This window comes from Paenibacillus sp. PL2-23, assembly GCF_040834005.1.
Taxonomy (GTDB): domain Bacteria; phylum Bacillota; class Bacilli; order Paenibacillales; family Paenibacillaceae; genus Pristimantibacillus.
This window is the reverse complement of record NZ_CP162129.1, coordinates 870,913-894,518: the sequence shown is the minus strand read 5'-3', so window position 1 is coordinate 894,518 and position 23,606 is coordinate 870,913. Positions and strand designations below refer to the sequence as shown.

The 23,606-nt window shown below is 55.1% G+C and carries 18 protein-coding genes; 3 read left to right on the top strand and 15 right to left on the bottom strand.

Features of this window, described 5'->3' with window-relative positions; translation table 11 throughout:
* Positions 1–88: 88 nt before the first annotated feature.
* Genes AB1S56_RS03855 through AB1S56_RS03840 form a run of 4 tightly spaced genes read right to left on the bottom strand, consistent with a single transcriptional unit; the run spans position 89 to position 8,387 of the window.
* Positions 89–1,501, bottom strand: coding sequence for a TIGR02679 domain-containing protein (locus tag AB1S56_RS03855; protein ID WP_340870776.1), 1,413 nt, complete (start codon positions 1,499–1,501; stop codon positions 89–91).
* Entirely contained in the window at positions 1,494–5,648 is a 4,155-nt protein-coding gene (locus AB1S56_RS03850) for a TIGR02680 family protein (RefSeq protein WP_340870777.1), read from the bottom strand. Before AB1S56_RS03850 ends, AB1S56_RS03855 begins: the two co-directional genes overlap by 8 nt.
* Positions 5,645–6,889, bottom strand: coding sequence for a TIGR02678 family protein (locus tag AB1S56_RS03845; protein WP_340870778.1), 1,245 nt, complete (start codon positions 6,887–6,889; stop codon positions 5,645–5,647). Before AB1S56_RS03845 ends, AB1S56_RS03850 begins: the two co-directional genes overlap by 4 nt.
* Positions 6,882–8,387 (bottom strand): TIGR02677 family protein, encoded by a 1,506-nt coding sequence (locus AB1S56_RS03840; RefSeq protein WP_340870779.1) that lies wholly within the window; start codon positions 8,385–8,387, stop codon positions 6,882–6,884. Before AB1S56_RS03840 ends, AB1S56_RS03845 begins: the two co-directional genes overlap by 8 nt.
* Positions 8,388–8,571: 184 nt before the next feature.
* On the opposite strand from AB1S56_RS03840, the gene AB1S56_RS03835 reads away from it, so the two are divergent.
* The 3 genes from AB1S56_RS03835 (at position 8,572) to AB1S56_RS03825 (ending at position 12,081) form a co-directional block, all read left to right on the top strand.
* The gene (locus AB1S56_RS03835) at positions 8,572–10,230 is read left to right on the top strand and encodes a PucR family transcriptional regulator ligand-binding domain-containing protein (protein ID WP_340870780.1); all 1,659 of its coding nucleotides are present in this window, start codon (positions 8,572–8,574) and stop codon (positions 10,228–10,230) included.
* 119 nt (positions 10,231–10,349) lie between these two features.
* The gene (ald, locus tag AB1S56_RS03830; RefSeq protein WP_340870781.1) at positions 10,350–11,465 is read left to right on the top strand and encodes an alanine dehydrogenase; all 1,116 of its coding nucleotides are present in this window, start codon (positions 10,350–10,352) and stop codon (positions 11,463–11,465) included.
* Positions 11,466–11,544: 79 nt separating this feature from the next.
* A complete protein-coding gene (locus tag AB1S56_RS03825; protein WP_340870782.1) occupies positions 11,545–12,081 on the top strand; it encodes an NUDIX domain-containing protein in 537 nt (178 codons plus the stop codon).
* 78 nt (positions 12,082–12,159) lie between these two features.
* Here the strand turns inward: AB1S56_RS03825 and AB1S56_RS03820 are convergent, their stop codons facing one another.
* From AB1S56_RS03820 to AB1S56_RS03770, 11 genes are all read right to left on the bottom strand, one after another.
* A complete protein-coding gene (locus tag AB1S56_RS03820; protein ID WP_340870783.1) occupies positions 12,160–12,831 on the bottom strand; it encodes a glycosyltransferase in 672 nt (223 codons plus the stop codon).
* Positions 12,832–12,898: 67 nt separating this feature from the next.
* A complete protein-coding gene (locus AB1S56_RS03815; protein WP_340870784.1) occupies positions 12,899–13,384 on the bottom strand; it encodes a hypothetical protein in 486 nt (161 codons plus the stop codon).
* Complete coding sequence (locus AB1S56_RS03810) at positions 13,381–13,851, bottom strand: hypothetical protein (RefSeq protein WP_340870785.1); 471 nt, start codon at positions 13,849–13,851, stop codon at positions 13,381–13,383. Before AB1S56_RS03810 ends, AB1S56_RS03815 begins: the two co-directional genes overlap by 4 nt.
* A gap of 116 nt (positions 13,852–13,967) precedes the next feature.
* The gene (locus tag AB1S56_RS03805) at positions 13,968–14,819 is read right to left on the bottom strand and encodes a hypothetical protein (protein WP_340870786.1); all 852 of its coding nucleotides are present in this window, start codon (positions 14,817–14,819) and stop codon (positions 13,968–13,970) included.
* A gap of 107 nt (positions 14,820–14,926) precedes the next feature.
* Complete coding sequence (locus AB1S56_RS03800; RefSeq protein WP_340870787.1) at positions 14,927–15,508, bottom strand: phosphatase PAP2 family protein; 582 nt, start codon at positions 15,506–15,508, stop codon at positions 14,927–14,929.
* A 207-nt stretch (positions 15,509–15,715) separates the two neighbouring features.
* Positions 15,716–16,723, bottom strand: coding sequence for a response regulator (locus AB1S56_RS03795; RefSeq protein ID WP_340870788.1), 1,008 nt, complete (start codon positions 16,721–16,723; stop codon positions 15,716–15,718).
* On the bottom strand, positions 16,683–18,686 hold the full coding sequence (locus AB1S56_RS03790) for a histidine kinase (protein WP_340870789.1): 2,004 nt from the start codon (positions 18,684–18,686) through the stop codon (positions 16,683–16,685). Before AB1S56_RS03790 ends, AB1S56_RS03795 begins: the two co-directional genes overlap by 41 nt.
* A 1,187-nt stretch (positions 18,687–19,873) precedes the next feature.
* Positions 19,874–20,680 carry a phosphonate ABC transporter, permease protein PhnE gene (phnE, locus tag AB1S56_RS03785; protein ID WP_340870790.1) on the bottom strand — a complete coding sequence of 269 codons (807 nt, stop codon included), beginning with the start codon at positions 20,678–20,680 and terminating at the stop codon, positions 19,874–19,876.
* 15 nt (positions 20,681–20,695) lie between these two features.
* Positions 20,696–21,511, bottom strand: coding sequence for a phosphonate ABC transporter, permease protein PhnE (phnE, locus tag AB1S56_RS03780; RefSeq protein ID WP_340870791.1), 816 nt, complete (start codon positions 21,509–21,511; stop codon positions 20,696–20,698).
* On the bottom strand, positions 21,504–22,286 hold the full coding sequence (gene phnC, locus AB1S56_RS03775) for a phosphonate ABC transporter ATP-binding protein (protein WP_340870792.1): 783 nt from the start codon (positions 22,284–22,286) through the stop codon (positions 21,504–21,506). The genes phnE (AB1S56_RS03780) and phnC overlap by 8 nt, the downstream gene beginning before the upstream one ends.
* Positions 22,287–22,436: 150 nt before the next feature.
* Positions 22,437–23,525, bottom strand: a complete 1,089-nt coding sequence (locus AB1S56_RS03770; protein ID WP_340870812.1) for a PhnD/SsuA/transferrin family substrate-binding protein — start codon at positions 23,523–23,525, stop codon at positions 22,437–22,439.
* Positions 23,526–23,606: the final 81 nt, after the last annotated feature.

The following is a 23,606-nucleotide window of genomic DNA, read 5'->3' as shown; positions in this document are numbered from 1 at the left end:
AAGGGATACCATGCCCACCCAAGATTCAATTGTCTATCCCTATTGTACCATCATCATCCAATAAGATGAAGAACAAATGTTCGGATTCTTATCTGTTGTACAGCTTATCCACTAACTCCTTCGCCCACAGCTCCTGATGCAGCTTAACCCCAACACGCAGCATCGTGTCAACGAGCTCGCAATCCCACCCAACACTCGAAGCTTGCAGTCTCCCGCGCTCGGCCTCCGTCATTGGAATCCCTCTGTCCGCGTAACGGAGATACAGCTCGACATCCATATGCCAAGCTCGGAAAGCTTCCGGATACCGGAGCTGCAGCCCCAGTGCGATGGCCAGACCGGCAGGGTCCAGATCACCGGCATAATACAGCCGCGAGCCCGTCGAGCTCTCCAGCAAGCCATCCAGCATCCGGATCACCGCTGTTGTCGGCTGCCCGTTCCCGCATATGATAGCGGGACGAGCATTCTGTTTGCCCGCGTCTTGATTTACCGACACATCACTGTCTGCACCCGCATCACCAACCGCATCCACATCAGCATCCACAAGCTCAGCGAAAACAGAGGGATTCTCCACCATAAAGATTCGCATAGACTCGGCACAAGCACGACGATGGGCCTCGAAGTCGAGCCGCTCCACCTGCCTGAGCGTCAATATGCGCTCTTCGCGCTCTCCATGGAACAAGGCTGGGGCATAGACCATCACCTGCGAGGACAAGTCATCGTCCGCCACGCCGCCTCTCCGATACCCTTCCCGGATGAGAATCGCCTGCGAGCTAGATTCCTCAGCTTCCTGTTCCCGGTTCGAAGTTTCGTCCTCGACAAGTTCGGGCGGCATCTGCCCGTGTATGGACGTCAGTCCCCACCAGAACAACCTGCCAAGCGACTGCTTCCAATCCAGCGAATGAGCATCTCCGGTTACCTCTGCCGCCAGAATGGGCAGTCGTACAGGTCTCTTCAGACGGCCATCCATCACCCGATGCAGAGCAGTAATGCAAGCAGCAAGCTCATTCTCCGCTTCCTGCGCTGACCTTGCATACACATGTCGCAGCGTACGAGTACCGGGGGAGGACTCGTCCCGAAGTCCCTCCGCCCAGCGAATAATGCGGCTATCGAGTTCCGGGAACAAGGAGTACACCTTGCTCAGGGCATCGCGCACCAGCCGCTCCCATTCCGCTTCGGCTAACTGTTTGAGCTCTAGCCGAGTAAGCACAGGAGCGTCACTTATAATTGTTAACAGCTCAGGCACGGTCAGCCCGAATCGGCTTTCCTTTAATATTTGCTCGAACTTCTTAATGGAATACCGCTTCGTCTCGTCTGGCTTAGGCGGGCTGTACGTGCCGTAGAAGGCGTCCAGAGCGCTTCGTTCCTGCTCATCGATCCGGCTAAGCGTTATATAACCTCTTGCTCCGACATTCGAGGTTGTATACTGACGCTTCAACAGCTCCAGGAACCTCTCGAACCCCGGCTGGCGAAAATAACGCTTAACCGATTCCTTCTCACTCATCGCCCGAGCCTTCCTCATCCGACACGACTGACTCCAGTCGTCTGCCATTCCAGCGATACCGGAATATGGTGACATAGCTGGCATCCTTGGGCCTGTAAATTTCGCTGATCGCCAGCTTCGGCACAGTGTCATAACAGCCCCACAGCACCTGGGAGGTCATCATGTAGTCGAAGTCCATGTCGGTCAATAGTCCGAACAGGTCTCGAATATTCTCATCGTCGACGCCCGCGAACGCCTCGTCGAGCGAGATGATCTTCGGCGCGTCCGGACTGGCGTCCGCATAACGCGAGTACGTGGCCGCGAAGAGCGGAATATACATGGACATCGCCTTCTCGCCGCCGCTCAGCACATTGAACCGGGAATCCGTCAGCTCGCGGTACTGCGTCTCCTCTCCTTTCTTGTATCGGAGGGAGAACTGGAACCAAGAGCGGTAATCCAGCATGTCATAAATATGCTTGCGCAGCGCCTCACGCTCCTCCACAGCACCTTGCTTCGCCCACTGAACACGGGAGCGGAAGTGGCCGACCAGCCGTTCCACCTCGTCGTCCCGGAGCAGGTGCGAATCTCTTCGGAGCAGCTCCACAAGCTCGTCGCTGTTCAGCTCCGATTCCGTCTGCGCCGCCTTCGGCAGCCATTGCAGCTGAAGCTTCAAGCCGCTTGAGGTGTCGCGCTCCGCCATCAGCTTGTTCATTGACTTCATCCATAGCTCCGCGCGCTGAATGCGCTCACGAATGGCCTTGCCTACGCTGCGAAGAATAATTTCCTCGAACAGCTCGCGGTCCTTCTCGCTGAGCAAGCTCTCCTGCTCCGCCAATATGTCGCCCATCTCCGCCAGCAGTGCGGCAGGCTTCTGCGGCCGTGTCCGGTCGCGCATGGATAGGATAGTAATGCGCCCCTGCTCGCTAATGTCGACTTCCAGTATATATTCTCCCAGCAAGTGCTTGGCGGCATTGTAGTGATCCTGCAGCACGCCGCTTAACCGCTCCTTGTTGGAACGGGACACCCCAGGCTCCAATTGCGAGACTACCGCTCTGCACGTTGACAGCAGCTCGGCGCGAGCAGCCTCGTGAAGCTCCTGGCTCGCCACTTCCGGAACGAGCTGCATCCTCCACTCCTCGCGGAAATGACTCATTCGCCTTGCAACCCGCTCCTCAGCCGTCTGTTCTTGCTCCGCCAGAGAAGTCTGACGCTCCTTCAATGCGCCGATACGGGAGACGATGCCGAGCATAGCTTTAGACAATCGCTCTTGCTCCGCACGCAGCTGAACGCGCCGCTCCTTCAGCCCGCTGATTCGAGCATACAAATCGCTGATGCCCAGCTCGTCCATCAGCTTGCGCAGTTGATCAACTTTTACCCGTAGTGTGAATTTCTTGTCGAGGAGACTATCGCGGTTCTCCTCTTCGATGTCCGATGTCTCCGCATGGCGCTTGGCTTCCTCTTCGAACCTCGCCGCCTCGGAGTCGCGCTGTCGGTATTCTCTCCAGTCCGATTGAAGACGGGATATGCCTTCCGCATAATCGGCAGCAGCTTTGACAGCCTCCTGCAAATCCCTAAGCGTCTTCAGACGGGACCAAGTCGCCGTGGAAGCAATAAGAGCTTGCTTCAATTGCGACCAATGCTGCTGCTTCATTCGCAATTGCTCTGCCAGCCTATTCTCCTGCTCCAGCAGGAGACCGAACCGAGTTGTCGCTTCATATTGCGACGACCATGCGGAACGAAGCGCCTGATGAGCTTCATCGCGTACAGGGAAGAGCTCCAGCTCTTGCTGCAGTGCCGACATGTCGACTTCTATAACGCGAATGTTCTCGCGGCGCGTCTCCATCCGGGCTTCGCAATGAGCGATCTCCCCTTGCAAGCGAGCGATCTCCGCCAGCTTGAATTGCTTCCTCGCTTCCTTGCCAATGTATTGCGCCTGATGCAGCTTGCCGTTCACTTTCCCAACCAATGAACCAAGCTGATAGTAGTCTCGGCCCACAACCATCGCCGACTGGTCCTGCATAACGGCGGCAGGAATGAACGTCTCGCCCCAGGCGAAGGAACGCAGCACCGCCTCCACCTGCTGCTCCGACAGCCCCGATTGGTCGGATGGGAGCGGCTTCAGCATATCTGCCAGCGTATAGCCCCATTCCAGCGGCTGCGCGACGATCCACACCTCTTCATCGTGCTCGTTCACCGCGCCGATCCGGCCATCCGGACGTATCCACGCGTCGAGCAGTCCGCCGGCCAGCAAAGCCTGCTCCACGCTTGCCCTCTCCTCGCTGCCGATATGCGAGTGGAACTCGCACACCTCGTACAGCGGCGCTCCCTGACCCTCGCCGTAGCGGCTTCGCGTCAGCGCCCGCGCATCGCTCCGCGCCGGCTCCGGCTCACGAGTCTGCTCCCAGGCGCGCTTCTCCGCGGTCAGGCCCGCAAGCTCCTCTTGCAGCAGCTTCACTTGCTGCTCCTGCTCCAGCTTGTCCATAACAAGCGACTGCCTCTGCTGCTCCGCTTCATGACGAACCGGACGGATCACTCCCTCCATCTCCTGTCGCTCGTAGGACAGGGAGCCGATCTCGGCGAACATCCTCTGTACCGCCTCTTCGCCCAGCTTCAGCTGACGCAGCCCTTCCTTCCATGTCAGCACACGTTCCTTCCAGGCGCGCAGCGCTGCCTCCGCAGCCTCCTCCGACACACGTTTAACCTGCTCCGCCTGATCCCGCTCTGACCGCATAGCGCCCAGCTGCTTGTCATATTCGGCGACCAGCATCCCGGCCTCCCGCTCCTGCTCGGCCAGCTTGATCGCTTCGCCGACAGCGCTTCGGTGCGCTTCCATATCCTTGCGCCAAGCCGCGAGGAAGGCAAGCTCCTCCGGAGGCTCCGGACTCCAATATCTCGCGTACACACCATGGTGCTCGAATTCCATATCACCGGCAATGGCGTCAAGCTCGGCCAGCCCGTCCTCCTGCGCCTCCAGCAGCTCCGTCTGAAGCTTCCGCGCTTTCTCCGCCGCCAGCTCCGCCGCTTCGCGGCTGCGGAGCGCTTCCGTCAATCGCCTCTGCGCCTGATCCGCGTAAGTCTCCGTCTCCTTCAAGGCCAGCTCGGCCAGCTCAAGCTCCTGCTGCTTCTCCAGCGCCTCGCTCCGGCCCAGCAGCTCGAGCTCAGTCTCCGCAGCCACTAGCTGCTCCCTTGCAGAGGACTGCTCCGCTTCTACACCCGATTGCTCTTCCATCGCCTTGCGGAGCTCCCTGGACAGGGCGGACGTCTGGCGCTGCACCTGCTCTTGCTCCTCGTGCGCGGCCAGCAGCTGCTCTCCGCTCTGGTACAGCAGATAACGGTTATATTGCTCGTAGCTCCGGTTCAGCTTCTCCAGTTCCGAGCGGTGAAGCTTTAATTCCTCCAGCCGGTCCGCCAGCTGATCCATATCCTCCATAACTTCGGATAACGGGCGAAGCTCCTCCTCATGAAGCGGCGGCAGCGCTTGAACCAGGATGTCGTAGATTGCGGTTGGCTTTACGTCCTTGGACAGCTTCGGGCTGCGCAGCTGGACCAGCAGCTGCAGCAGGTCCACATAAGCTTCCTTGTCATGGTAGCCGAATAAGGAACGGTTCACCAAATCCCGGTAGGCTCGCTGCTCCTGAACGACCTGTCCTCCCGCACCGATCGCCTGCTCGAGCGACTTCCGGTCCAGCGGATATTTGCCCTGACCCTCCAATTCCAGCATGTGATCGTATAACCAGAAGTCGTGATTCACTCTGCGCCCGTCCTCCAGCACGAATCCCCAGAAGTTTACTTGTGCCACGCCTCGTCTGGCGCGCAGGCCAATGCCTACCGTTTTATAAATGTTGTTGCCTGGGTGCTTGAATTCCAGCCACAGGTAGCCGGTCCGCTCGCTATGCTCCTCCTTGTCCCCAAGCAAATAGAATTCAATTTTCCGATCCTTGGAGCCGAATGGATCCAGCCGATGGGGCCTCTTATCTCCATCCAGCACGAGCGGCACAAAGCTCTGCATCGTAACCGACTTCCCTGCTCCATTCGTGCCTCGCAGCACGAGGCGTCCGTCCTCCAGCTCAAATTCCTCATCCTCGTAAAACCAGAAGTTGAGGATGCCCGCCCGGTTCATTTGCCATCGAGTGCGAGGCTCCCGTTCATGTCCTATTTCTATACTCATACCGTCCCTTGCTCCTCCTCATCGATGGAATAATCCGCGGTCCAACGGGAGACGACCGCCGATACGGCGAATCGTTCTCCTCTCTCTTCATATGCAACCCAAGAGCCGAGCCTCCAATCGATCATATGTGACGTTAGCGCCTCCGCAAGCTCGCTAAGCCCCATCTCCCGGTGCTCCTTGCTCCAATACTCGCTGAATCTCTGTCTCAGGCTGTACAGCAGCGCCTCCACATCCGTCCTTGTCAGCTCCACGGTGCCCTGCTCGGAAACATACCAGTCACTGTCATTCAATCTTCTTCGCAGCTCACCGGCGAACAGCAGCACGAGATCCGATATGCCCGCCGCCGTCGGGAACAAGCCGCATTCCGCAGTCAACTCGGGATAGAAGAAGTACAGGCCCTCCCGATAACGGCTTCCTTCCATACCGAACATGAACTGCATGTTGTCCATAATCGCTCGCCGCTGCGTCACGACATAATAAAGATCATCCTTATGCCACTCCCGATCCGCGACGGCCGGCTCCAGCAGCAATCTTCGGTAGACGCGGTGGCGGCGCTTCCGCAGCTCCCCGTCTACTGTCTCCGGATACACCAGCTGCTCGTTGAACTCGTCAAGCTGCCCATAATGCCGGATCTCTCTTGGAAAATGTCTCAGCACATACCTTGCGGCAGGCGAGCTCTCGTAGAGAACATTCTTCTGCGTATCATGCGCCCAGTCCGATTCCTCCCCGTCAATATGCCGCAGGACACCAAGCTGTCTCAGCTTCTTGAGCGCTCGAACCATCGATAGCCGGTGCTGGTAATTCTCCCAATCCATCGCAAGCCCCGCCGAGGTTAATTGCTCGCTCACCTGCTCGACAATGTCCGTGAGCACGAATTGATCCAGCTCCGTCTTCGACTCCAGATACCATAGCGCGTACGTGAATAACGCGTAGTCCCGTGGATCGCGAAACTCCGGGAAGCCCATCCACGGCTCCGCCGCCAGCGGCGCCTTATCCAGCTTGGCCATCGTCCGCGTCAGAACCAGCAGGAAACCCGTGTACTCCGCGAACCAATCACGCAGCTCCGTATATTGATCCCGAATCCAATAGAAGATCTCCGGATCCTCTTCCTTCGTAATCCATGGACGGTTAAGAAGAGCATGCGCGCATGCTCTGCGGCGTTCATTCCACTGCTCCGCATCCGCCTTCTTGTTGGCTCGCATTCTTCTGATTGCATAAGAAGTTGTTCCGCCTCTAGCCATGTACGGCATCGCCTCCCGTTACTTCAATGGCGTAATTCAGCATGGTCAGATCGCCGTCTTCGCTTCGAAGCACAGCTTCCTCTTCGCTTGTTGGAAGCTTGACGGCAATGCGATGTCCATCCGCTGTAACGAACGATCTCGATGCGTTGGCAGTGCAACGGCCTATCCACTGCAGCAGCCTCAGACGCTCCTTGCCCTTCAGCTGCGGCAGCCCTGCTATATCAATCTTGCCGTAGCTCCGCATCCTGTCAATGAACGCCCTCTCCTCCGCAAGCTGCGCCATGATCTGCTCCCGGTAAACCTCACGCTTCGAGCTATGCGTCCGCATCGGCTCCGAATTGGACCTCGAGGAGCGCTTCCTGCTTCGCGTGCGAATCAGCCTAATATTGGGCGGCTCCTCCCAGGTCGAGGCATCCGCTCGTTCCGTCTCCCTGGCATCCTGTCCTTGCAGGTGCCGGCTTGGGAACAGGCCGAACGCATAAGCAGCCAGCTTATGCGCTTCTTCCAGGCTGTCCGTCTGCGCGAATCTTCGCCCGAGGCTTTCCAGATCATTCCTTCTGCTGACGCCGCCTCGTCTGCGCTCCTGCAGCCGAACCGCGCTGCGCACCACCTTGGCGATTGCCTCCTTGGTCGCCTTCTCCAGCAGCGTCAGCTCGCTCGGCTCCTGATGATCTCCGACGAACCAGCGCTTCATATTGCTCCAGCCCTGCTGAAATTCCAGCATGAGCTCGTCCGCCGACTTGCCTTCCTCCAGCCTTGGCTTCTGCAGCTCGCCATCCAGAACATGGCCCAAATACAGATCTCTTAGGCCGTCCCCAATACGGAGCAGCTGCCCTTCAATACGATACGCGCTCCTCTGAAGCACCTTGACGAAATGCTGCAAATAGTTCACCAGATTATCCTTCAGCGCGAGGAAGCCCTCCGTCGCCATCATCTCCTCCGCCTGAATGGAGTGAATACTGGCGATAAAATCCGCCGCGTTCTCATGCATGGTCTTAAACGCGACGTATAGCTTCTCCCAATTGTGCAGCGCCTCTCCCGGCTCGAACTCCGCTCCCTTCTCGCGAATCTCGTGCACACAGGCCGCGATGGTATCGAAGTACGTCGTCTCCAGCGAGCCTCCGTACCCCTTCACCTTCTCTAGCGCCTCCAGCATGCGTTCGATCTCGATGGAATAGGGCGTGAGCAGATACTGACTTTTCTTGCGCATATATTCTTCCAGTGACAGCGCCCGTCCGCCGTCATGGCGAGAAGCGAGATTGCCCCAGCCCTTCAAGCTCTCGAGGTCAGACAGGCATTGATCCAGCGTGTAGCCTTCCAATACGCCGAAGGCTTGCACGCCTTCATAGATTTCCTCCGGCCTGAGCCAGTACTTCAGCTTCTGATATTCGAAGTAAATATATTTCATAATGGCACGATACCGTGCAACGTTGATGGCGGTTAGGTAACTTAATTCCGGGACCGCCCGAAGTCCCGCCGATGATAAAGTGAATTCCAAGCTCCGTTCCTCCTTTGCCTATTGCTATTATTTTACCAAGTTAATTAAATGGAAGATACCTATCAAACCTTTCCACAGGTACTATTTTTGCAGCCGATCCTCAGCACTTATTACCACTTCCGTCATAATCCGTTACAATAGAAGCACTTCCATTCACTCTCCCAACAGAAAGAGAAGTGAGTCTATGAACCAAAACTACCAGCTCACCGTTGAGCAAATTCTTCAGCGTCCCCAGTTTCGGCACGCTTATGTAGCGGGTGGGCAGCCCGGGCTGAGCCGGCTGGTGCGCTGGGTCCATATTATTGAGGTCATTCAGTTCGAGGAGCTGCTGCAGGGCGGGGAGATGATTCTGACGACCGGAGCGGCGTTCGGCACGAGCATTGGGTTGTTCGAGACGTATATGGAGCAGCTGATCCGTCGGGACGTCGCCTGCCTGTGTATAGAGCTCGGCCACTCCATCCAGGAGGTGCCGGAGGCGTGGGTCCGTCTGGCGGAGGTGAACGGACTGCCGCTTATCGTATTCCCGCAGGCAGTCCGGTTCATCGATATTACGCAGGACATCCACGCCCATATCATTAACCGTCATCATGACGCGCTGCAGGACCTTGAGCGGATCTCGCGGGAATTCCATCGGCTGACGCTCACCTCGCAAGGCGTCAACCATGTGCTGCAACTGCTTCATCGAAGCACGCAGGCCCAGATTCTATATATCGCGCCGGACGGGCAGTCCCGCTGCGTGCCTTACGCCTCGGACGATGCAACGAAGCGCTGGACGAAGCTGCTGCTGGAGCATATGGACAGCAAGCCGCTGGACAAGCAAAGCGCTGCCGCCCTGCCCTACCACATACAGTCTGGCAGGCATACGATGATCGCCCAGCCCGTAGGCGCTATGGGCAAGACCTGGGCGCATCTGGCGCTCATTCTCGACCGCCAGCCGCAGCAATTCGAATATCTCATTCTGGATTCCGCCTCCCTGTCGATTGCGCAGGACCTGCTCCGCAAGCGGTACATGGAGGAGCGCAAGCTGTATTCCCAGACGCTGTGGATTGACGACCTGCTGCATCTGCGCATCCGTGACGAGGAGGGGATCAAGGCGCTGATTGGACCGGATTACAAAAGAAACAACGAGCTCCCCTACCGCGTCTGCCTCATCGAAATCACACGCGAGTCCGGCCGCGCGACGGCCTCCTCCCTCTTGGACGAGAATGAGGACGCGCTTGGCCTGCATCTGTCTCTGGCGGCGCGGGCCATATTCGAGCAGCAGGGCTTCTACCCGCTCATTACGATTCAGAATGACAGGCTCGTCGTCATTGCGTTCGACCGACTGCCGACGAAGCCGGCGAAGGACAGGCTGCGCCATGCCATTGCTTCGCTTCGGGCGATGAAGGACGAGGAGGACATCGGGCTCACCGTCGGTATCGGAGGGACCAACCGTGGATACATGAACGCCTATCTAAGCTACCAGGAGGCGATTCAGGCTATCTCCTTGTCCGGCACGCTGGGCTCTGACATACTCTTCTTCGATGAGCTTGGCGTGTTCCAGCTGCTCTTCCATATCGGGGATAAGGCTGCACTGCACACGTTCATGCGCAGCAGCCTCGGTCCGCTCCTGGATCACGATCAGAGCAAGGGAAGCGAGCTGCTCCGTACGTTGAAGGTATATCTGGATCACGACGGCTCCAAGCAGCTTGCGGCGCAGCGGCTGTTCATCGCGAGACAGTCGCTTTATTACCGGCTGGAGCAGATCGAGGCGTTGCTGGGCAGCGATTATATGGAGCCCGAGAAGAGGCTGGCGCTGGGGGTCGCGATCCGCGTCTATCAGCTGCTGAACCCGGATGCCTAGTCGTGACGAAAGATCGGTTCGACTTCCTTACATTTTGTCTAATGGATCCATAAGAGAATTCCTCTACACTGGTGACAAGCGATAATATCCTTTTCATGGGAAGGTAAGGGGTGGATACGATGAAGATCGGAGTACCGAAGGAGATTAAGAATCACGAGTACCGCGTCGGCATGACGCCAGGCTCCGTGCTGTCATATGTGAAGGCGGGGCATGAGGTATGGGTGGAGCGGAGCGCGGGCGCCGGGATCGGGTTCACGGACGAGCAGTATGAGCAAGCTGGCGCGCGTATTGTAGAGACGGCCGCAGAAGCGTGGTCGGCGGAGATGGTCGTGAAGGTGAAGGAGCCGCTGGCGCAGGAATATGGTTTTTTTCGCGAAGGGCTCATTCTATACACCTACTTGCATCTGGCTCCTGAACCCGCGCTGACCGAGGCGCTGGTGAAGGGCGGGGTGACGGCTATTGCTTACGAGACGATCCAGCTGGATAACGGCAGCCTGCCGCTGCTGACGCCCATGAGCGAGGTTGCAGGGCGCATGTCGGTGCAGATCGGAGCGCACTTCCTGGAGAAAGCACACGGCGGCAAGGGCATTCTGCTGAGCGGCGTGCCAGGTGTAGAGCCCGCGAAGGTGGCGATTATCGGGGGAGGCATCGTGGGGACGAACGCAGCGAAGATGGCGATCGGTCTGGGCGCCGATGTCAGCATCGTCGACGTCAACCCGGACCGGCTTCGCCAGCTTGACGACCTGTTCCAGAGCCGGGTGAAGACGATGATGTCCAGCCCCTACAGCATCGCTGAGGTCGTGGAGCGTTCGGATCTTCTCATCGGAGCGGTGCTTATCCCAGGCGCCCGGGCGCCGCGGCTGGTTACAGAGGAGATGGTGCGTAGAATGGCTCCCGGCTCCGTTATCGTGGACGTCGCGATTGACCAAGGCGGCTCTATCGAGACCATTGACCGGATTACGACACATGACAACCCTACCTACGAGAAGCACGGCGTGATTCATTACGCGGTTGCGAATATGCCGGGCGCCGTAGCAAGAACGTCCACGCTGGCGCTGACGAACGTGACGACGCCATACGGTCTGCAGATTGCGGACAAGGGCTGGAGCCGCGCCGCACTGGAGAGCAGCGCTATAGCCCGCGGCATTAACGTTGCCGCCGGACAGGTCACGTACCAGGCGGTTGCCGAGGCACATGGGCATCCGTATACGGATATCCGCACATTCTTTCGGTAAATGATCGATTTCACACTCCATGATCCGGTATAATGGCAGCATGCGCATGATAACGACAGAGGAGTGACTGGCAGCACCTATGAGACTGATACAGCAATTGATTCATCAGGCTGTTCCTGATTTGAACGGGCGAACCTTCGAACGAAGATCTGCCCGGGGCATTATTGTGGACGGGACGAAGATTCTGCTCATCTATACCGAACGCTACAACGACTACAGCTTCCCCGGCGGCGGCGTCGCAGAGAATGAAGACCTGATTGTGGGGCTGCACCGAGAGCTGGCCGAGGAGACGGGCGCCAGCCGGACCAAGGTGCTTCAGGAATTCGGGTACATCGACGAGTATCGGCCGCACCACAAGCCGGAATACGATCTGATCCATATGGAGTCCTACTTCTACGTCTGCGAGGTGGATTGCGATTTCGAGAACGTTCAGCCCGAGGACTACGAGATCGCGAACGGCTCCTACCCCGTGTGGATCGACATTGCGGAAGCCATCCAGCATAATCGGAAGGTTATGGCGAACCAGGAGCCGTCGATGGGCTTCTCCATTGCGCGAGAGACCATTGTGCTGGAGCTGGTCGAGCGGGAGCTGCTGGGGAAGGCAAGCGCCGTTTGAAATCAACAAGGGCCTATGCGATGCTCGCATAGGCCCTTGATCGTCATTGCCAGCTAACTGGGGAGGTGTCCCCTGTCCTTAGAACTTCTCCGGAAACTGCTTCACAATCCCCTGCGTCAGCACGTCCGCCAGCATGATCAGGTGATCCACACCCTTGTCGTATGCGGCGATCTCTCCCTTCCAATCCTTGGCCAGTCTGGCCTTGGTCTGCTCGGTGAGCAGCTGCAGGTGAACATACAGCATGTTCTGCAGGTCCTTCATCGCCCAGTTCGGGTTGGCGCCGCTCAGGAACTTCGCGATATCATCGGCGTTCCGGTACCACTCCTTGTTGGCCTTGTTGAACTCCGCCTGATTGCCAGCCTCTGCCGCCGCGACGACCTTGCCTGCCAGAGCGATGTGCTCCTTCAGAAGCTCCGCCAGCTTGTTGCCAGCGTCCTCGCCGTAATACGGCTTGATTGCGTCGCCAATGTCCTGCTGGTTCTTCATCAGCCTGTCCAATACAGCCTGCTGATCCTCCAGGTCGGCAAGCGCGCTCACGATGTACGATTGGGTCCACACCGCGTGATCCACCCATACCTTCGTCAAAGCGCTTTGCAGCTTCACGATGTTCGGCTTCACACATTCCACCGCGGCAGCTTCGCTGGCTGCGGCACTGTGGCTTTCGTCATGCGCAGCGGCGCTCGCCGCTGGAGCCGCTCCGATGAGCAGAGCCATTGCCAGCAGCATTGGCGCCAACATGTTTTTGTTCATGAACAGAAATCTCCCTTGTCTTAGAGTGTTGGAACAAACAGGTTTATTTTGGACGAAAATCCGTTAATTATTCCGACCGAGCCTTCAAATAGGCGTAAAACAAACCCGTGATGGACTGCACGATCAGGAAGACGACAATGTTATATTCCAGTCTGTACCCATTCTGGTACTCCGTCAGGCGCATCCACTCCGACAGCCACTGCATGCCGACAGCAACCATCGTCCACCCCGCTATATAATAGATGAGCGTCCTTCGTCCGATTCGGAGCACCTCGTAGAAGTAGATGAAGAAATAGCCAAACGGCGCAAACAGGACGTACACCAGCAGATCGAACAGCTCGTACTGATTGGAATCGTTCACCCGGTAGAAATCCATTAATCCGCCGCCAATTGTGAAATCGAACAGCGTAGAGCTCGCAAACCCCCACACAAGTCCAAGTAACATGAGCTTGGGCGACACCCTCTTCGGCAGCAGGACGACGGCGGCGTACGATACGACAAGCATAACGAGGATATACCATTCGTTCCGATCGAATTGCTCCCACAATATCACGCGCTCCACCTCCTCTCGGAAGCTCTCCGGTAGAACCGCAGCAGGACATAGACCAGAAGCTGCATAAGCACGATAGCAAGCGCCTCGTACAAGAGGCTCCACTTCACATAGCGCTGAATGTCATAGAAGAGGAACGCCGCATTGAGCGCCAGCAGGGCCAGCAATGAAATGGCTCCCGCCAAGAGCTGCCTCGAGACAGCGCCCAGACGGCAGACAACATTCATCAGAATGACGGTAACCAGCGGGAAGATCACGCTCCGATAGAGCAGGGCTCCCGCATACAGAAAGCCTTCATCCGTGGATTCGATCCACTGAAGCTCTTCCACGACGAACCATGTAAGATGAATCCCGATAATCATGGCCACGAGGAACACAAACGTATTTTCAACCACCGACAGTCTCTTGTTCATGCCGTAAAAGATAAACGCCGCAAGCCATGCCGCGACGAACGCTGTAACAAACCCCATCTGTAACACCTCTCATTCCCTTGCCGTGTTACCTCCAGCTTTCCCCAAGCTCCCGCTTCTCCATGCAGATTCCGCCAAAGCAAAAAAGCGCCTCCCCCGCAGGAGAACGCTTCTAGCTATCCCTTGTAAGATTCGCCCAGCTTCCAGATGTATCGATAAGCCAACGTATTCCAGCCCAGGAGTGCCAGCGCACACAGGAGATAGACACACGCATACAGCCACAACGGGCTATGGATCAACAGCCATCCCGCGTAATACAGCGGCGCATCTACAGCCAGCATGATCAGCGGAGCCAAGAGCCGCCATTGCTTCCTCCGATCCGGAATGCCTGCCACCAGCGCGGAGAACACCCCCGCCTTCAGCAGGCCCATTATGGAGCTCAGGAAGATGTTATCCCGCTCAGGATCCTCATAGACGCCTATCTGGTAGTAACGAACCTGCAGGACTGACATGAGGAACATAACAGTTGCCACAGCGCTCCAGGCCTGCATCCAGAGGCTGACGAAGCGTACGACAGGCTGCCCTTGTCTCAGTCGACTGTACCAGAAGCGGACGAGTCCAAAAAAGAACAGAACGGCCCCCACGGTGTATGTCCTCTTCCACCAGTAAGGCTCATAGACACCCAGCCAAGTGAACAGCCATTCCACTCCCGCCAGTGCCAGGGCAAAAGCAAGCATCCAGAAAAAACCCAGCCGATACAGCGCCACCAGCACCCCAAGGACTGGGATAATCCATAAGTTGGAGACGATGGCTCCCACTAAGTTGTCTTGATATCGGGTGCTCAGCACATGCGGGAGATATTCGTACCCATTCCAGACCACCAGGACAAAAAACTCCGCCACATAGACCATACCCGAGAACGTTAGCAGAAGCACGACGAGCCTCGCGTTCCGCTGATGCAGCATCATGGCTGCCAGCAGCAACACGCTAATAAGAGTCAGGACGAGATAAGGTATAACATTCGGCAATGACGGCAGCTCCCTCAAGCAGCATAATGAACAACTTAAGAGTTATCATTTGCCAAAAAGCGAACGGCAATTCCTCCAGAATAGGAGGCTGGCCAGCTAAGAATCACTTATACGCCCGTCTCCCGAACCTCCTCGATCTCTGCTGGGCTCTTCTTGGAGAAGTACCCCAGCACGCGGTCGTACATCGGAGAACGATGCAATCGGCGATAGATGACAACAGAGATGATTATGCCTAACAGAGCGCCCGCTATCACATCCAAGGGATAATGCTTGCCCACCCATATGCGGGAGTACGATACAAGCGCCGCAAATCCGAGAAAGGGAATGCCGATTCGTTTGGAGAACAGGACGAACATCATCGCGATCGCGAAAGCCGCCGCTGCATGATCGCTGGGGAAGGAGTTGCTGTGGATATGCGGCAGCAGCTGATTCACATCCTCGTAAGTGACAAACGGCCGCTCCCTGTAATAAAACAACGAAATTACGCGGCTGCACACGACCGTCAGCCCAACGGTAATGGCTCCGAAGATGGCCGCTTTGCGATGAACCAGGAACATCAGCAGTAAGCTGAAGAAGAAAAAATAATCACCCCAATTTGCCGCGCCAACGAGCAGCTTGCCCAGCACGCTTTCATTGTTCGCCGCATCATTGATGGCTCTGAAGAGCTGGTAATCCCAATTTGATTCCAAGTGGCTTCCTCGCTTTTAATTACACATTTTGTATGCCCATGTTTTCGTTTACAATTATATCATATTACAGCGTTAGCCGCCCAATACCAGTGGACCTGCAGTAGAGGCCGTCCTTCTTTTTTTTGCATATGCGCACACAGAAAAGAAGCAGCCTCCTCCATCTCAAGAGGAAGCTGCTTCTTAGTCGGCAAAATTGGGATGATGGCATCATTCTACAGCGAGACCGGGCAAACGGATATCATATGGAGCTCCCGCCTCTTCCTCCAGAAGCTCCACGCGAGCCTGCAACCTTGTAAGCTTATCCGGCTGCTCTGTACGTATGTAATAATCCGCGGCCAACATCACCGCTTCATAGAATACCTGGTGGTATCTCTCTCTCAAGCCGATGCACCAGACATAGTCCTTGTCCTCCAGCAATTCGCCCTTATACAGCGCAATCGCCCGCTCCAGCCGATCCATATCCGGCTCGCTTCTCAACAATTCTTGGCTCGTGATATTATCGAACTCCACTACATCGCAATGGCCGTCTGCAAGGTCAATCGTATATATATTGTTTTTGCATTTAATATGGGCCTGCAGCCCGGCATTTTTTAAGGTTTTTTTCAACCGGTAGACCATGGTGTGCAAATTTTGCTGCGATTTATCCAAAGAGGAGCTTTCCCACAATATATCCATGAGCATCCACTTGCTGATCCCCTTCTCCCGGTTCAAAATCAGCAGCGACAACAGCTCCTCCAGCTTGCCTGTCAACGGCTCCGGCTTCTCCCCGTCCGACCTCACATACATGCCGCCGAGCATCACCACTTCCCCGCTGCCGCGCAGCCTGCGCTCGTTCCGTTCCTTCTGGCGCACCCGCTTAACCACTTCCAATATCGACTCGGCATCCGCAGGCTTCAATATATAATGCACCGCATTGAGAGTGAACGCGTGAATGGCATAATGCTCGAAGGCTGTAACAAATACAATATCCATATTATGCTGATGCTCAGCATCCATTAACGTCGCTGCCAGCTCCATTCCATTCAGCTCCGGCATCTCCACATCCAGGAACAGCACATCGGGACGAAGCGTCGCAATCTGCTCCAGCGCCTCTTCCGCGTCCGAGAATTTGCCGATCACCCGCAGCTGCTCCGTGTCGCCAATCGTCTTCTCCAAGAGATCCAGAGCCAGAAGCTCATCGTCCACGATTACCGCTGTCAGGCATGAAGTCTCCATTCGGACTCTCCTCCTCGATCGGAATTTCGAAATATACAGTGGTGCCATTCGCATCCGCCATGAAATTAAGCTTAACCTGATACACGCTTTGCAGGCGTGTTTGAATGTTTTTGAGACTAATCCCATTGCCTTGAGGGGACGCTTGCTCGTGCTGTATCCGCTGAATGTCGTCCACCTGCCGGTCATTCAGTCCCTTGCCGTTATCTTCAACAGAGATACACAGCGACCGCTCCAGCCTCCTGATCGTCAGCTTCACCTTGCCGCCGCCTTTATTCTTCAGCACCCCGTGCCTAATGGCGTTCTCCACTAATGGCTCGATAATAAGCGGCGTAATTCTGAGGCCCAGCGCCTCTTCGTCAATATCGTAGACGACGTGTACGCGTTCGCCGAACCTTGCCTTCTCAATGGCTACAAAGGTTTGAATCAGCTCCAGCTCATTGGATATGGTCACAACATCCGCTTGGGGGTCCAGCGTGAAGGAAAGCTTCAAATATTTGGACAAATCATTCAGCAGTCTAGCCGCCCGTTCCGCATTCGTATAGCATAGACTGATGATGCTGTTCAGCGCATTAAACAGGAAGTGGGGCTTGATCTGCGCCCGCAAAAAAGCCACCTCATTTCTCTGCGCTTCCTTCGAGGTCTGATCCAGCGTCGTAAACGCGTCTATCAGCCGCACCATCAAATCCTCGTTCTGCTGGTAGTACTTGAGATGTCTTGCGATCAGCAGGGCAGCCAGTGAAATGCTATAGACGGCAGTCGCCACAAAGGATAAGAACATATCGGATTTAACGCCGAAGCTGTATAAGCTGTTATCCAACCAATAGAGAATGACGCCAAATACCGACAGCATTAAGGTCCTTTGCTCCAGCAACCCGCTATCATGCGGCTGGCTGCGAAGGTACAGCACGGCCATTCGAATAACGATGAGCAAGAACAATCCAACCGTTACAACGAGGTAGATGGGAACGGACATCAAATAAAACTCCAGCGGCATGAAGAGCAGCAGTACGATAAACAGGCCATAAAAGTAACCCATTATCCTCCGATACCTCAGCGACAAAAACACGGGATTCACTTTGTTCACCACAAACAGCACCAATATGACCGACATAACCGACATGAAATGGCCAAAGCGGAAAATAAAATTGAGGGACAGGTCCGCGAAAAAGACGTGAAGGATTCGTTCGCTGTAGGTGCTGCTCATCATGCTGAAGCAGATACAGCTCAGCGCCAGAGGCAGAGTTACAGGCTCCCTGTTTCTATAATTTCGACTGTTTACGTACAATAATAAATAGAACAGCCCGATAATAAGCACCACAAGAATCATGGCAAATTCGAACAGGAGCTGCAGCTGATGCTGCTGCATCAGCACCTTCTGCTTCCCGAAGATAATTGGCTTCGCCATGCCGCCTACAATATATTCGTGATTAGCTGCTTGAACGATAATTTCAGCGGTCCCCTCTTCGATCTGGAAGTAGACAACCTCCGACTTGTTGCCGGCGATCCCTGCCTGCAAAGTGCTCGCGGGAAGACCATCCTGCAATACCAGCTCACCGTTCACAAAAATTTTGGCGGCGCTCCTTACATTTGACTTTTTGAGGCCAAAGTAGGTATCCGGAGGAATCTGCTCGATCCTTGCCCGGTAGGTGGCATAGCCCTTGCCCCCATAGCTGTTGCCATCCAAATCCTGCAGCCAAGTGCCCGGCACCTTGGCGTAACGGACTTCTCCATCCACCCCTTGAAGAAATTGCTCGGGATCCAGCAGCTGCTCCCAATAGAACTCCCACTCCCCGCTTAACGCTATGACACCCTCTTCATCAAAATCCGTTTCGGACAAATATATGGCGCCTTGAGTCATGGGATGTGACGTTTCTTGAAGCACATAGCTGTAGTACAAGGTTAATGCAAGGAGCGACAGCGCACTAACGAGCAGAAATAACAGCTTCGGCCGGTTCAATGGCATTCCCCTTTCCGGCCATGAGTGGATATGCAGTCTATCCTTGTGCCCGTTATCCGATCTATGTATAGCTATAATTCGACAAAATTCACCAAAATCCTGCAAAATTCTGCAATCGCACAGAAAACCTGACCTCAAGAGGCCAGGCTGCGCAGGCATGTGATATGGTCTGATGTGGTCTTTGTAGACTTTAGCCCTATCGTACCAAACGGGACTGACATTATTCTTACTTCATCGGCTGGGGCAGCACCACAAATGAGAAAAACGCCTGACGGCGTCCTTGATATCAATTTCGCCATAGTCATCATCTCGACCGGGCTTCTAACGGTCAAAAAAATCCTTTAAACTAATCAAATCGGCCATCCAAAGTTGTAACGGACATTTTCGGATGTTAGAACGATAATTGAGGTAAAGTCGGTGCGTTTAGGAGGGCTAAGCGTCCAGTTTGCCCGTTACAGGCTGGAAAGCGCTAAATTCGAGCTCTAAGCGGATTTTTTGTCCGTTAGCGTTGTGGCGTTCGAACCACGTGAAAATGTTATAAATTCTATAACTGCTGAGAAATCCTCTATCGAGGCCTTTCAAAGATGAGCGACCGCGTTTAGATGTAGGATTTATCGCCAAATAGAATTTCCGTTTTTCGAATGCTCGAAAACCTATAAATTCTATTGTAGTAAAAAAGCTCCGTGCCGATCGGCACGGAGCTTGCTAGAGGTTGAGACTACTCTAGGCTATTTGTGAACACTGTGCTCAACCCATACTCGGCATGCAGAACATACAGTTAATTTCTTCATAGTCCCCTTATAACGATAACTAACTGCAGAAAGTACACTTAGAATGATCATTTTTGGGGAAACCAGGACCCCGACCCAAATTTAACTGCAGGTTATGCAGGTATTCTCTTCAAAATAGCCCTGAGGCTCCTAAATAACTGTAGGTTGTGCAGGTAACTGTAGGTTGGTCGATCACTGTAGGTTGTGCAGGCAACTGTAGGTTGGTCGGCCACTGTAGCTCGTGAAGGTAACTGTGGCTTGGGCTGACCACCGTAGCTCGTGCAGGTAACCATAATTCATGCTTGTCACTGTAAGGTTCAGATGTTCATGCCCTTACCGCCACGTAACGCCTCATACCGTCTGCCTGCAGTCTCACCGGTCTTTCGCAGCTAGCATTCCGTGCCATACCGCTTACATCTGCCCCTACCCTCTCACCAGCTTCGCGCGAAGCTTGTTCGAGAGGAACTCGATAATAAGAATAAGCACAACCAGTCCGATCAGAATGGAGCCTACCTGATCCCACTTGTAGCTCCTCATGGCGAAGATCAGCGGCGCGCCGATGCCCCCTGCCCCAACGAGCCCCAGAATGGAAGCCTCGCGCATGTTCATATCGAAGCGATAGATCATAACGGAGGAGAAGATGGATAACAGCTGCGGCACGATACCGAAGCGGATCTTCTCGAAGGTCGTGCAGCCAATTGACGTCATGGACTCCAGCACGCGCGTATCCAGCTCCTCTATCGCGTCGACATACAGCTTGGCGAGCATGCCGATCGAGGTTAATCCCACCGTCAGCACACCGGCGAATGGTCCGGGGCCCGTCACACGGATAAACATCAAGCCGTACACCAGCGCCGGAATGGTACGAATCGTAATAAGCAGCAGTCGCGTCAGCCAGGACACCGGTCTCGGCACAATGTTGGATGCGGCCAGGAAGGCGAGCGGCACAGCGAGAACAGCACCGACCAACGTTCCGAGGAAGGCGATGGCAAGCGTCTCCACCAATAGGTACAGCACGCTTTGCTTCGTGACGTTGAACAGGAGAGCGGGATCGGGATGCGTGATGCCGTAAATAATATTTTGGGCAATGGTGAGGCCGTTCTGATTCATATTGCTGAAGTTGACCGCTGTGAACGACCACAGGAACAGGATCGCCACAATGACGGCAATGGTCGATAGATAGAGGCGATTCCGGGGAGCGGCCAGCAGTTGAGTTTCAATGTGATTCATGGATAAAAGTCTCCCTTAGATGAGCTTTTTGCGGAAATGCTCGCTGACCCTCTCGATGATGAAGACGGTCACAATCAGCACCAGAATAATCATGCCGACAGCGGAATAATCGCGCCAGCCAAGTCCTTCATTAATAAGCAGGCCAATGCCGCCGGCTCCCACATAACCCAGTATGGCCGCATATCGCACATTGCCTTCAAAGCAATACAGCGATGTGGAGATATAGCCCGGCAGCACCTGCGGTATGACAGCGAAGCGGAACGCCTGAATTCTAGTCATGCCGATGGACTCCATCGCCTCGAAGGCGCCCATGTCCACATTCTCAATCTGCTCATAGAGCAGCTTGCCTACATAAGAGATGGTGAACAGCATAATCGCCACGGTGCCTGCCATCGGTCCAAGTCCGAACACGAAGGTCGCGATGAGCGCCGATACCAGCGTCGGCAAGGTCCGGAGCAGGCTGAGCAAGGTTTTGCTCACGACGATAACCAGCTTGGACTGCACGATATTGGAGGAGGCCGACACCGCGACAGGCAGCGCCAGCAAAGCGCCGATCAGCGAGCCCAGCAGCGACATCTTGATCGTATCCAGCAGCAGCGGCCAAATATCTGCCAGACTGCCCCAATCCGGAGGGATCATCGCTCGAATAATGGTAAAAAACTCATGTATCCTTGTCACCAGAAGCTCCAGGCTAAACCTCGTAAATCTGGCTGACACCACGGTGCCTATCGCCAATAGAAGAATAATAAGCGGAAGCCGCGACCGCTTCTGGAGCACAACCTTCCCGTTCGGAAGGGTCAGCTTGGCCGGAGGGAACAGCTTATCATACATAAGCCATCTGCTCCTTCAGCGCTTCCTGCTCCGCTTCCCACTTGCCGCCGTAGATGTCCTGCAGAATATCCTGCGTAACCTTCGATGTCTCACCGTCATACACAACCTCGCCCTTGCGGATGCCGATAATTCGGTCCGCGTATTCCAGAGCAATCTCGACGTGGTGAATATTCATAATGACCGATATGTTCAGTTCCTTGTTAATTCGCTTGAAGTCGTCCATGACGATGCGGGAGGTGACGGGATCCAGCGAGGCGATGGGCTCGTCCGCCAGAATAATGTCTGGATTCTGCGCAAGCGTACGGGCAAGCGCTACGCGCTGCTGCTGGCCGCCGGACAGCTGATCGACGCGTACGAACGCCTTGTCCAGAATGCCGACCTTATCAAGCGCCTCCAGCGCTTTCACTCTATGCTCCCTCGTGAAGACGCCGGTGAGCTTGCGCCACATCGGCAGGTCCGGGACGAAGGAGACCAGCACATTATTCATAACCGTCGTGCGGGTCACGAGGTTGAACGATTGGAAGATCATGCCGATTCTGCGCCGGAACCTGCGAATATGCTGGCCTCTCAGCTTGGATACATCGACGTTGTCCACAATAATTCTGCCGTTTGAAATATCATGCATGCGGTTAATGCACCGAATCAGCGTCGATTTGCCTGCGCCCGAGAGGCCGATAATCGCCACGAATTCGCCTTGCTCAATCTTCAGGTTGATGTTGCTCAGTGCCGTCGTGCCATTGTTGTACGTCTTCACTACATCGATAAATTCAATCATGAGAGATATTCAATCCTTTGGCTAAGAGATGCAATGCGGTAAAGGGCTCCAATTGTAAAATGAGAACAGCATGTAAAATGAGAACATCATGAAAGCATGATGTTCTCATTCAGGTTTCATAAGGATGCGCGGCGCGCATCCGGGATCATTCTATTTTTTCATGCTGCGAATCAATTCCTGAGCTTGGCGCTCGCCGTCGTAATCGGACGATTGAGCAACCTGGTAGCCTTCGTGGGAGTAGATGGCGATGACCTGCTTGCCTTCCTCCGTGCCCGCGATTGCAATAAACGCTTCTTGAATAGCTGCTTTCAGCTCGTCGTTCATGATCGGCGACTTCTTGCTGACGCTGACCGTATCGTTATAGATCGGATTCGTGACAGCAATAACATTCGTCTGCTCCCAGATTGGCGCCTTGGCGCCGTACTCGCTTGTCCATTTCTCTTCATTGTCACGGCGTGCATCCGCATAAATAACGATAATGTCCGCTTGCTCAGCAGCCAGACGCGCGAACGAGCTGCCGTAGGAGTCCGATTGAGTCACTTGAGCAAGATCCGTCAAGCCTTTGCCGAACTTCTCTTGCAGCCACAGCGTCGGATAGATGTAGCCAGCGGAGGAGGAAGTCGACATGACAGCCCAGCTAGCGCTGTTCAGGTCTTCCCAAGTCAGCTCTTCGCCGTTGTTCACTTTGGCAGCCAGCTCTTGTCCCTTCTTGGAAGGACCTGCCAGGAACAGGGAGCGGTAATAAGTGGCTTGCTTGTCATCCAGGCCGGTAGTCGGCTTGTTGTCGTTCCAATCCTTGGCTTTGTCCGAATCAATGGACAACGCTTTGCGTGTCGACGTCAGGACAACCTCAGCGCCGTCATCGTACAGCGTATATGTGCCGCCTGGGATAAGCCCGATGTCTGTCGTGCCTGCGCTAAGCGCTTCGCCAACTGCTTCGTACGTTGTGCCTACGTCAATCTCAACCTTGTCTACTGTGATGCCTTGCGTAGCCAGCTGGTTCTTCAGCAGCTCCTTCAGCGGCTCCGTTGTTGTAATGATTTGCTCAGGGTCCTTGGAAGGCACAAAGCTGACCTTCAGCACGTCGATCTTCTGGCCCGGCTCTTCGGTAGGCGCTTCGCTTGCAGTCGATGTTGGTGTGTTGCCGGAGCCTGCTGTCTCGTTATTGCCGGCACCGTTATTCGCCCCGTTGTTGCCTCCGCAGCCTGCAAGCAATCCCATTGTAAGCACGGCCGCCATTAGCAGTACAAATTTGTTTTTCACTCTGGAGTCCTCCACCCTATATATTTGTATTAAGACACCTCCGCATTGTACAACCCA